We start from the raw sequence: 8,167 nt of genomic DNA on the forward strand, positions 1-8,167 counted from the left end.
GGACATGGCACCGATGGTCGGCTCTGTGCGGCAAATTGCCGCATGTGTCAGTTTGGCAGGCATCGTATAATCCCACCATGACTGACACCATCCACGATGACACTCTCCTCGCTCATCACCTGAAGAGCCTGCTGCTATTGCGCTGGCTGCTGCTGCTATTGCTGATTGCTGGCCTGGCCCTTGCGCACGAACAACTGCATTTGGTGCTGGAATACACAGTATTGCTGAGCCTTTTGCTCGGCTTTGCTGCCCTGAATCTGCTTACCCACTGGCGCCTGTGGCGCGGTCCACGTGTGCGGCACTGGGAACTGGTTGCCCAGCTGCTGGTGGATTTTCTGGGGATTTCACTTCTGCTGTATTTTGCCGGCGGCGCCACTAATCCTTTTGTCAGCTATTTGCTCATCCCATTGTGCATTGCGGCTGTTGCGCTGCCCGCAAGCGCCGTCATCAGCCTAACCGCCATTGCTATCGGTTGCTATGCATTGTTACTCACCAGCTATGTTCCAGCCGAAGCGATGGCGCCAGGCCACCACCACGGCCCCGACCCATCACTCCACACCTGGGGCATGGGTATTAACTTCTTTATCAGCGCATGCCTTGTAGCCGCATTTCTGAGCCGCATGGCAGGACAATTAAGAAAACAGGCAGACCTCTTACGGGCGCAACGTGAACAGGTGCTACATGCAGAACAAATTACCGGCATCGCCACTCTGGCCGCGGGCACAGCACACGAACTGGGCACCCCGCTTGGCACCATGAAGATTGCTGCCAGTGAACTCGCCAGCGCTGACTTACCACACGGACTGAATGCCGAGGCCGACGAAATTCTCAAACAGCTGGGGCACTGCCAGAGTCTGCTGATCCGATTAAGAGAAAAGGCGCAACAAAGCCTGGATGAAAAACAAAGCCATACACCGGTTGACCTGTGGCTGCAAAAACTCACTGATGAATGGCGATTACTCAACCCTCGCCACCAGTTAGACTTCAAACCCACGGATACCCACCTGGATAGCTACTGCCTGTCGGCCGACCCGACCCTGCAACAGTCATTGCACAATTTGCTGAATAACGCCGCCACACACAGCCACGCAGACATTGCACTGGACGCTTATTGCGAAGGCCCTTGGCTGATTCTGTGTATCCACGATTCCGGCAAAGGGGCTCCCGAATCCGTGCTGCGCAACTGGGGCAAACCGTTTAACAGCGGCAGCGACCAGGGCATGGGCCTGGGAATTTATCTTTCCAATGCGACACTGGAGCGCCACGGCGGTGAACTCAGGCTGGAGCCCAACGATAAAGGCAACTGCACCTGGGTGCGAATCCCCGTACAAACTATCAACTCGCTGTGCGGCAACTGAACACCATGCACTATCTGATTCTGGACGACGATATTCACTATGCTGAAACCCTGCAACGGGCGATGACACGGCGCCAACTGAATACGCAATTGTGCCACTCACTCATCGATCTGCCGCAATTGCTGGCAAACGAATTATTTGGCCGTGCCATTGTCGATCTGAAGTTGGGTGCCGACAACGGCCTGCAAGCCGTTGATCTTATCCGACAATCACAACCCCAGTGTGCCATTCTGATGCTCACCGGCTACGCCAGTATCGCGACCGCCGTGGAAGCCATGAAGCGGGGAGCCACCCATTATCTGCCGAAACCTGCAGACCTGCGGGAAATACTCGCCGCGTTTGATGATCAGGTGGCAGTTTTCGAAGATATTGAAACGCCGTCGGTCAACCGGCTTGAATGGGAGCACATACAACGGGTGCTGCATGAGAACGAGGGGAATATTTCCGCCACCGCCCGGGCGCTGAAAATGCATCGGCGAACTCTGCAGCGCAAGCTGGCCAAGAACCCGGTGGCGGAATAAGGCTCAGCGAAGGTGCCGGGCCATGATCAACGCGTTTTCCTTGCCCTTGGCGGTGGGGTAGTAATTGGGCCGTTCACCCACTTCCATGAAATCAAACCGCTCATACAAGCGGATAGCCCGCGCATTGCTGACACGGACTTCCAGGAATAAAGAATCCGCACGCTTCTCGGCCCAAGCCACCAGATCTTCCATCAGACAGGCGCCAACGCCGCGTTTACGCAACTTGGGATCAACCGCAATATCCAGAAGTTCGGCATCTCCGCCACCCGTGGAGGCGATGTAAAACCCAAGCAACCGGTCATCCTCCAGCCAGCCCACGCAGCGGTGATGCCCTGCCAGACTGTCTTCCATGCTGGTCCGCTTCCAGGGATGTGAATGTGCCACCGTCTCAATGGCCATGACCTTATCGATGTCCGTTGGCACGAGCAGCCGGAGTGGCGGCAGGGGTTTGATCTGAAGTTGCATAACCGGAGAATTTACTGACGCAGATGTTTAATGGCGGCCCATACGCTGGCTTTCAGTTCAGGCTGTATCAGCAGTGTATCCAGCGACGGCAGGCGCAGTGTGGGCAGACTGTCACCGCCGGGTAAGGTCAGCGCAGTACCCGCATCGTCCTGGCCGCACAAGGCCTGACTGATCTGCTCACCAAAGCAAAGCAGTGTAGAGGTCTGATCAGCGGGTCGCCGCGCCTGTAAAATGGGCAGAAAATAATCCTCGGCATTGCCGGCATGGGCGGCAGCCAGGCCCTCCAGTGGCCAACGGATGACTTCCGGTTTGCGGGTATCAGCAGGGCGGTTCAGTGCCACCAGGATATTGGCCAGCAGGCTGTTCACCGGTAAAGCCTGTTCGGGATGACGGTCTGCCAATATCAACAAATCGGCCACCTGCCAGAGGCTCACGTTCAGCGCCGGCGCAGCAGCAGTTTTGTGCTTAGGCGTGGCGGCAGGTTTTGGAACGGTTGGCTGGGCGGCTTTAGTAACCGCCCCCATGGTGTTAAGCAACTCACCCAACACCTCACCACTGGCCTTAGGGCTCTCTCCCGACGCGGCTGCAGTCGCAGGTGGCGAGGCAGGACTGGCGACATCGGCCTCAAGGGCGGCCGGCAAAAAGCTCAGATCCACGGGCGCGGCCTGCGGCGCCGCTGGCAATTGCAACCGGGGCATATAGGTCTGAATCCCCATTGCCTCCAGGTACTGCCGCCTCGCCCGCTCGTTTAACATTGACCCGCCAACCTTTTATTTGCCGCGGGCCCAGCCCGCTCAGACACCCTCGTGCTGTGGGTGCTCTTTGTGTTTACCTTCAGCCAGCAAGTTTAACGCATCCACATAGGCCTTCGCACTGGCAATCACAATATCGGTGTCCGCACCGGTACCATTAACGATGGTGCCATCGCGCTCCAGGCGCACGGTCACTTCACCCTGAGCCTCGGTGCCCTGAGTGATAGCGTTAACGGAATAGAGCTTCAGTGCGGCACCCGAGCGAGCCACCGACTCCAACGCTTTAAAGGTGGCATCAACGGCGCCACTGCCTTGGGCATTGGCGGTGATGGACTCGCCGTTCACTTGCAACGTGACCTGCGCATCTGGCACCAAGCCCGATTTGCACAGCACTTCCAACGCCTCGAAGTGAAAACGTTTGCCGTTCATGCTGTCCCGAACATCCGAAACGAGAGCCTGCAGGTCTTCATCAAAGATTTCGTGTTTTTTGTCGGCCAATGCTTTGAAGCGTGTGAACGCTTCATTCAAGGCCTCCTGTGATTCGAAGGTGATACCCAGCTCTTCAAACCGGGCTTTGACCGCCGCCCGGCCCGAGTGTTTACCCAACACAAGCTTGTTGGTGTTCCAACCCACATCCTCGGCACGCATGATTTCGTAGGTTTCCCGATGCTTGAGCACACCGTCCTGATGAATACCGGATTCATGGGCAAAGGCATTGGCACCGACAATGGCTTTGTTGGGTTGTACCGGGAAGCCGGTGACAGAGGCCACTAAACGGGAGGTAGGCACAATGTGGGTGGTATCGATCCGGGTATCGACCGGCATGATGTCCTTGCGGGTGCGGATCGCCATGACAATCTCTTCCAAGGAAGCGTTGCCTGCCCGCTCACCCAGGCCATTGATGGTACATTCCACCTGGCGTGCGCCATGGTTTACTGCACTCAGTGAATTCGCTACTGCGAGCCCCAGGTCGTTATGACAGTGGGCAGAGAAAATGGCTTTACTGGCGTTGGGCACGGCTTCTATTAACCGGCTGAACATGCGACCGAACTCTTCCGGCTCGCCATAGCCAACGGTATCGGGCAGGTTAATGGTGCGCGCACCGGCATTGATAACGGCCTCGATAATCCGGCACATAAAATCATGCTCGGAACGGCTGGCATCTTCGAGCGAAAACTCCACATCGGCGACTAAATTGCGGGCGCGCTTCACGGCATGCACCGCCCGCTCGATCACCTGATCTGGCTGCATTTGCAGCTTGTACTTCATGTGTATGGGCGAGGTGGCGATGAATGTATGAATCCGGCCAGACTCGGCGGGTTTCAAGGCTTCACCAGCCCGATCAATATCTGCATCTACGGCCCGAGCGAGAGAACAAATGGTGGATTCCCTGACTGCAGTGGCTACAGCTTTCACCGCCTCAAAGTCACCCGGACTGGCAATGGCGAAGCCCGCTTCAATCACATCCACCCGAAGCTTTTCCAGCATCTTCGCAATCCGGACTTTTTCTGACTGGGTCATAGACGCACCCGGGCTTTGTTCGCCATCACGCAAGGTGGTATCGAAAATGATCAACTGATCGCGGTTCATGATAGTTCCTGAAATGTTTTGTCTGGGGTAACGAAAAGAAATACGGTTCTGCGGGCGCAGAAATTACAGTCCTAGAAGTAGGCCTGTTAGCGGGGTAAGTCGTAGTTTTGAGGGAAAACGCATGGTGCGCACCAACATTGACGATTGGTGCATTTAAACAAAAGATGTTTAGCCGGACAACATTATTAGGACAAAAAGCCCATTCAAAACGATTATTCCAAATAATAAGAGCTGCTCAGCCTACACAAATGCCTTGTTGTAGGACTTTTATCCTTGCAAAAGCGTTATCAAGTCCGCCAATTGCTCCCTCAACATGGCGGGATCAAGCGCAGGGGTTTGCAACTGGCCAACGGCACCTTTGACCCAACCTACCGCTTCTGTTTGTATCGCACGGGCTCGTTCAGTGAGCCCAATCCAGACCTGGCGCTCGTCCTCTTGACCGCGGGTGCGCTGCACCAGTTCATTATCAGCCATGCGTTTAAGCAGCGGCGTCAGGGTGCCCGAGTCCAGTAAAAGCCGCTCACCCAACTCGCCCACTGTGACGGGTTTATCCGCCTCCCATAACACCATGAGCACCAAGTATTGCGGATAAGTGATATCCAGCGCGTCGAGCATTGGCTTGTAGGCCTTAATCATGAGCCTGCTGGCAGCATAGAGCTTGAAACACAACTGCTGATCCAACTGAACCAGCAGGGCATCCTGGGTTGATAAGGCCATAAACGTCTCCGATTACCCTAGCGCTTTCACCAGATCGGCTTCCAGCGATTCGGGTTTGTCTTTAGGCGCAAACCGTTTGATCACTTTACCATCGCGCCCCACCAGAAACTTGGTGAAGTTCCACTTAATACCTTCGCTGCCAAAGATCCCCGGCGCTTCCGCCTTCAGCCAGTTAAACAACGGGTGAGCTTGCTCGCCATTTACATCCACTTTTTCATACAACGGGAAAGTCACGCCAAAATTCAGCTCACAAAACTCACTGATTTCATCGCTCTCGCCCGGCTCCTGCTTCCCAAACTGATTACAGGGAAAGCCCAGAATCTCCAGCCCTTTGTCATGGTACTTTTTATACAGAGCCTCCAAGCCCTTGTATTGGGGGGTAAAACCGCACTTACTGGCCGTATTCACCACCAACACCACTTTGCCCTTATATTCAGCCAACGACTGCTCGGCGCCTGACAAGGTGCTTGCTTTGAATTCATATAAATCGGACATCGCCTTTTCCCTCTTGTTTAATGTAACTTGGCATCAAGTTTATATTGTGCACAATATTATAATAAGCTATCTATTTCAATTGCAGGGATTGTTTAAGGCTATGGGAGGGGGTTCTGGTCTCTAGTCTCTGGTCTCTGGTCTCTGGTCTCTAGTCTCTAGTCTCTAGTCTCTAGTCTCTAGTCTCTAGAAAAAGGAAAGCCCAACCGGGTACCGGCTGGGCTTTTTTGTTTTTGTGGTCTTCGTTATCGCGTGCAATCTGCAAGCTTGATTGGTGGGTTACGCTATCGCTCAACCCACCCTACGGGTATGCACCCTGCTTCCGCCAGCAGCGCAAGCTGCGAGGCGTGGTCTTATTTTCCCAACCCACTACTGGCACGCTCTCACATGGGGGCGGAGCGATGCGCGTAGGCTGCGATTAGCAGCCTGCATTGTGGAGCGCCGGAGGCTATGCCGACGGCCGGACCGCGTCAGCGGCCCCACAAGTAAAGAGAGGGGGCTCCCCATGTGGGAGCCGATGCGTCGGACCGAGGACATCGCCCACCTTTTTCGCAGACAAAGAAAAACGCCCGATAGGATCACCTATCGGGCGTTTTAATTAGAACGGTTCGCCGGCGCGACTTGACGATGTCCTACATTGGGTTGCGAGCAGTGCTCGCAATCGCTTCGCGACGCTGGGGCGCCCCTCCGCCGTGCCTGCGGCACAGGCTGCGTCACATGAGCCTTTGTAGTGAAACTAAAACAACGTATTCTAAAAAACAAAACCCCCGCTGGTGTCCCAGCGGGGGTTTTCTTTTTTAGAAGCTTGACGATGTCCTACTCTCACATGGGGAGACCCCACACTACCATCGGCGCTAAGTCGTTTCACTACTGAGTTCGGAATGGGATCAGGTGGTTCCAACTCGCTATGGTCGTCAAGCAAACTGGTTTGATCTGTGGCTGGTCTTATCTGATATTTCAGGGCCTCATCACACAATCAAATAGGGTTGTAAATGCAAAGTCTTTGCTGACTGAGACAGATGTTTCTCTCATCTTATCCAGCTTTGTTGAAGGATTAAATCCATACAATCATCTCTGTTATATGGTCAAGCCTCACGAGCAATTAGTATTGGTTAGCTCAACGCCTCACAGCGCTTCCACACCCAACCTATCAACGTCGTAGTCTTCAACGGCTCTTTAGGGGGCTCAAGGCCCCAGGGAGATCTTATCTTGAAGGAGGCTTCCCGCTTAAATGCTTTCAGACGGTTATCCCGTCCGAACATAGCTACCGGGCAATGCCATTGGCATGACAACCCGAACACCAGAGGTTCGTTCACTCCGGTCCTCTCATACTAGGAGCAACTCTTCTCAAATCTCCAACGCCCACGGCAGATAGGGACCGAACTGTCTCACGACATTCTAAACCCAGCTCGCGTACCACTTTAAATGGCGAACAGCCATACCCTTGGGACCGGCTTCAGCCCCAGGATGTGATGAGCCGACATCGAGGTGCCAAACACCGCCGTCGATGTGAACTCTTGGGCGGTATCAGCCTGTTATCCCCGGAGTACCTTTTATCCGTTGAGCGATGGCCCTTCCATACAGAACCACCGGATCACTATGACCTACTTTCGTACCTGCTCGACGTGTCAGTCTCGCAGTCAAGCTGGCTTGTGCCATTACACTAAACTCCTGATTTCCGACCAGGATTAGCCAACCTTCGTGCTCCTCCGTTACTCTTTGGGAGGAGACCGCCCCAGTCAAACTGCCCACCATGCACTGTCCGCAACCCGGATAACGGGCCGACGTTAGAACCTCAAACATACCAGGGTGGTATTTCAAGGACGGCTCCACCACAACTAGCGTCATGGCTTCAAAGCCTCCCACCTATCCTACACAAATAGGTTCAAAGTTCAGTGCAAAGCTACAGTAAAGGTTCACGGGGTCTTTCCGTCTAGCCGCGGGTACACTGCATCTTAACAGCGATTTCAATTTCACTGAGTCTCGGGTGGAGACAGCTCCGCCATCATTACGCCATTCGTGCAGGTCGGAACTTACCCGACAAGGAATTTCGCTACCTTAGGACCGTTATAGTTACGGCCGCCGTTTACTGGGGCTTCGATCAAGAGCTTCGCTTACGCTAACCCCATCAATTAACCTTCCAGCACCGGGCAGGCGTCACACCCTATACGTCCACTTACGTGTTTGCAGAGTGCTGTGTTTTTAATAAACAGTTGCAGCGGACTGGTTACTTCGACCACCAACAGCTTACGGAGTAAATCCTTCACCGTCA

At 54.4% G+C, this 8,167-nt stretch carries 7 protein-coding genes and 2 rRNA genes (1 of these 9 cut by a window edge); 2 read left to right on the forward strand and 7 right to left on the reverse strand.

Annotated features, from left to right (window positions below; translation table 11 throughout):
- The first annotated feature begins 77 nt into the window (after positions 1 to 77).
- Both M5M_RS08405 and M5M_RS08410 read left to right on the forward strand, forming a co-directional pair.
- The gene (locus M5M_RS08405; protein ID WP_015047068.1) at positions 78 to 1,358 is read left to right on the forward strand and encodes an ATP-binding protein; all 1,281 of its coding nucleotides are present in this window, start codon (positions 78 to 80) and stop codon (positions 1,356 to 1,358) included.
- A 5-nt stretch (positions 1,359 to 1,363) separates the two neighbouring features.
- On the forward strand, positions 1,364 to 1,879 hold the full coding sequence (locus tag M5M_RS08410; protein WP_015047069.1) for a response regulator transcription factor: 516 nt from the start codon (positions 1,364 to 1,366) through the stop codon (positions 1,877 to 1,879).
- A gap of 3 nt (positions 1,880 to 1,882) precedes the next feature.
- Here the strand turns inward: M5M_RS08410 and rimI are convergent, their stop codons facing one another.
- The 7 genes from rimI to M5M_RS08445 form a co-directional block, all read right to left on the reverse strand.
- The gene (gene rimI / locus M5M_RS08415; protein WP_015047070.1) at positions 1,883 to 2,344 is read right to left on the reverse strand and encodes a ribosomal protein S18-alanine N-acetyltransferase; all 462 of its coding nucleotides are present in this window, start codon (positions 2,342 to 2,344) and stop codon (positions 1,883 to 1,885) included.
- An 11-nt stretch (positions 2,345 to 2,355) separates the two neighbouring features.
- Positions 2,356 to 3,099, reverse strand: coding sequence for a hypothetical protein (locus M5M_RS08420; RefSeq protein WP_016389308.1), 744 nt, complete (start codon positions 3,097 to 3,099; stop codon positions 2,356 to 2,358).
- A 39-nt stretch (positions 3,100 to 3,138) separates the two neighbouring features.
- Positions 3,139 to 4,686, reverse strand: a complete 1,548-nt coding sequence (locus M5M_RS08425) for a 2-isopropylmalate synthase (RefSeq protein WP_015047072.1) — start codon at positions 4,684 to 4,686, stop codon at positions 3,139 to 3,141.
- Positions 4,687 to 4,953: 267 nt separating this feature from the next.
- Positions 4,954 to 5,403, reverse strand: a complete 450-nt coding sequence (locus M5M_RS08430) for a MarR family winged helix-turn-helix transcriptional regulator (protein ID WP_015047073.1) — start codon at positions 5,401 to 5,403, stop codon at positions 4,954 to 4,956.
- A gap of 12 nt (positions 5,404 to 5,415) precedes the next feature.
- Complete coding sequence (locus M5M_RS08435; protein WP_015047074.1) at positions 5,416 to 5,898, reverse strand: glutathione peroxidase; 483 nt, start codon at positions 5,896 to 5,898, stop codon at positions 5,416 to 5,418.
- Between the two features lie 800 nt (positions 5,899 to 6,698).
- Positions 6,699 to 6,814 (reverse strand): 5S ribosomal RNA (gene rrf, locus M5M_RS08440).
- A 162-nt stretch (positions 6,815 to 6,976) separates the two neighbouring features.
- Positions 6,977 to 8,167, reverse strand: a 23S ribosomal RNA gene (locus M5M_RS08445) (it continues 1,696 nt past the right edge of the window).

Origin of the sequence: Simiduia agarivorans SA1 = DSM 21679 (assembly GCF_000305785.2) — a bacterium.
GTDB classification, from domain to species: Bacteria; Pseudomonadota; Gammaproteobacteria; order Pseudomonadales; family Cellvibrionaceae; genus Simiduia; species Simiduia agarivorans.

Coding starts and splice junctions, on each gene's coding strand:
- M5M_RS08405 (WP_015047068.1), top strand. CDS start 78: ATGACTGACACCATCCACGATGACACTCTCCTCGCTCATCACCTGAAG.
- M5M_RS08410 (WP_015047069.1), top strand. CDS start 1,364: ATGCACTATCTGATTCTGGACGACGATATTCACTATGCTGAAACCCTG.
- M5M_RS08425 (WP_015047072.1), bottom strand. CDS start 4,686: ATGAACCGCGATCAGTTGATCATTTTCGATACCACCTTGCGTGATGGC.
- M5M_RS08435 (WP_015047074.1), bottom strand. CDS start 5,898: ATGTCCGATTTATATGAATTCAAAGCAAGCACCTTGTCAGGCGCCGAG.
- M5M_RS08420 (WP_016389308.1), bottom strand. CDS start 3,099: ATGTTAAACGAGCGGGCGAGGCGGCAGTACCTGGAGGCAATGGGGATT.
- M5M_RS08430 (WP_015047073.1), bottom strand. CDS start 5,403: ATGGCCTTATCAACCCAGGATGCCCTGCTGGTTCAGTTGGATCAGCAG.
- rimI (WP_015047070.1), bottom strand. CDS start 2,344: ATGCAACTTCAGATCAAACCCCTGCCGCCACTCCGGCTGCTCGTGCCA.